The sequence below is a fragment of the Haloplanus vescus genome (assembly GCF_900107665.1).
Classification (GTDB): Archaea; Halobacteriota; Halobacteria; order Halobacteriales; family Haloferacaceae; genus Haloplanus; species Haloplanus vescus.
The window spans coordinates 1-2215 of sequence record NZ_FNQT01000002.1; the positions used below are offsets into that span (position 1 = coordinate 1).

Annotated in this window: 1 protein-coding gene and 2 rRNA genes; all 3 read left to right on the plus strand. The window is 63.7% G+C overall.

The annotated features are described in order from the left end of the window. Positions 1-83 (plus strand): 23S ribosomal RNA (locus BLU18_RS15320); the annotation flags it as partial. Between the two features lie 117 nt (positions 84-200). After that, a 5S ribosomal RNA gene (gene rrf / locus BLU18_RS07660) occupies positions 201-322 on the plus strand. Positions 323-536: 214 nt separating this feature from the next. Continuing rightward, a partial coding sequence (locus BLU18_RS07665; protein WP_092633673.1) for a hypothetical protein occupies positions 537-2215 on the plus strand: 1679 nt, incomplete at its 3' end.

Consider the following 2215-nt stretch of genomic DNA (forward strand, 5'->3'; position numbering starts at 1 on the left):
CGAGTTCGATAGACTCGGGGTGTACGCGCCGAGGCAACGAGGCGTTCAGCCCGCGAGCACTAACAGTCCAAGCCACATTCATCTGATTTCGCACTGTGACCTGATCTGACTGATTGGGTCCAGGCGTTAACTGGATCGCACGTATCATACGGTCGTTACCGACCCTGGTGTGACGACGGTTCGATTCCGTCGGTCGGCATGAAGGCGGCCAGAGCGGCAGGGACACACCCGTACCCATCCCGAACACGGACGTTAAGCCTGCCTGCGTATCGGTCAGTACTGGAGTGGGCGACCCTCTGGGAGATCCGATTCGCCGCCTCACCATTCATACTTCATTCACTGTTCGAGAGCGAGTGCTGTCTCGCTCTCCATTTTCATCATCCGCAGAGATACATCTGTTTGATTTACATACTCATTCGGCCTGAGGACGCTTGCGTCAACCCAATTAAACCGGATTTAATCGGGCTGAAACCCGCACAAACCCAACTTCAGCGCTTCCCTTCTTTAACCCCCCATAGGACGTGGGGACGGATGGAATGAACACGCGAACTGGTGCAATACTGATGGTGGTCATGCTGGTGGCATCGGCCCTCGGGCCGGCGGCCGTCGCTGGCCAGACGACTGAGGAATCGCTGTCTCTCGACGTGTCACAGGACGACACGGGCGAGGTGACGATCAACGTCACAGACAACGGCACAGCTGTCGAGAACGCGACGGTGAACGTCACGTCGAACGAGACGTATGCGGGGACGGGCGAGTACCAAACGGACGAGAACGGAGCGGTGTCGCTCGTCGCCCCAGACGACTCGGTGACGGTCACCGTCGAGGCGACGTATGACAACGCGTCGACGACGACGACGGTCGACCTCGAACCGGTGCTGAGCGTCTCTGTCTCGGAGATGGACGATGTCTCGGCCGTCGTCTCGGTGACGCGCGGAGACACCGCCGTCGAGAACGCGACGGTGAACGTCACGTCCGACGACGCGTACGCGGGCACGGGCGAGTACCAAACGGACGAGAACGGCACGGTGTCGCTCACCGCCCCCAACGAGTCGGTGACGGTCACCGTCGAGGCGACTGACGACAATGACACGGTGACGGCGACGGCAACCCTGAATCCGACGCTGAACGTCTCTGTCTCTGGCGCGGACGACGGGTCGGTCGTCGTCTCGGTGACGCGCGGTGACGCTGCCGTCGGGAACGCGACGGTGAACGTCACGTCGAACGAGACATACGCGGACACGGGTGAGTTCGAGACGGACGAAAACGGGACGGTCACGCTCTCGAACCCCGAACAGACGGTCGAACTGACGATTACAGCGACTGACGACAACGACACGGCGACGACTTCGGTCGTCGTCCAGTCAGTCGACACGCTCGCGGTCGGTGTCGACCAGGCGGCCGACGGAACGGTGACGGTGTCAGTCGGTCGACTCGGCGAACCGGTCGCGAACGCGACGGTGAACGTCTCGACTGATTCGAACACGACGTACGCGGGCACGGGCGAGTACACGACCGGTGACAGCGGAACGGTCACGCTCCCGGCGCCCTCGGAGAACGTCACGGTGACGGTCACGGCGACGGACGAGAACGAGACGGCGACGACGACGGCGGACCTGACGCCGCCGGAGTCGACCGGTCCGTTCGGGCAAGTCGTCTCGGCGCTCGCCAAGTCGCTGAAGGGTGCGGGCTTCACCGGCATCGGTGAGCAGATGTCCGACTTCGTGACGAACAACAACCCGTCGAACTCGACGGCCCCGGCGGGCAATTCCTCGAACCCCGGCGTCGGTAACTCGGAGAACGCGACACCGCCGGGTCAGCAGCGCAACGAGAGCGGTCAACCCCGCGTCGTGCCGGCGAACCCGCCGGTCAACGACACGGAGCAGAACGAATCGAGCGCCCCCGGTAACTCGGGTTCGGCCCCGGGCCAGTCTGACGACGGTGAGGACGACGGCGAATCACCGGGCAACTCGGGTTCGGCCCCGGGTCAGTCCGACGACGGTGAGGACGAAGACGAGTCGCCGGGTAACTCGGGGTCGGCTCCGGGCCAGTCTGACGACGGCGACGAGACGCAAGAGAACGGCGACGCGAGCGGTCAGTCCGATGACGGCGAGTCGCCGGGTAACTCGGGGTCGGCCCCGGGCCAGTCCGACGACTCTGACGACAGCGACGACTCGGACAGTTCGGACGACTCTGACGACTCGGACGACTCTGA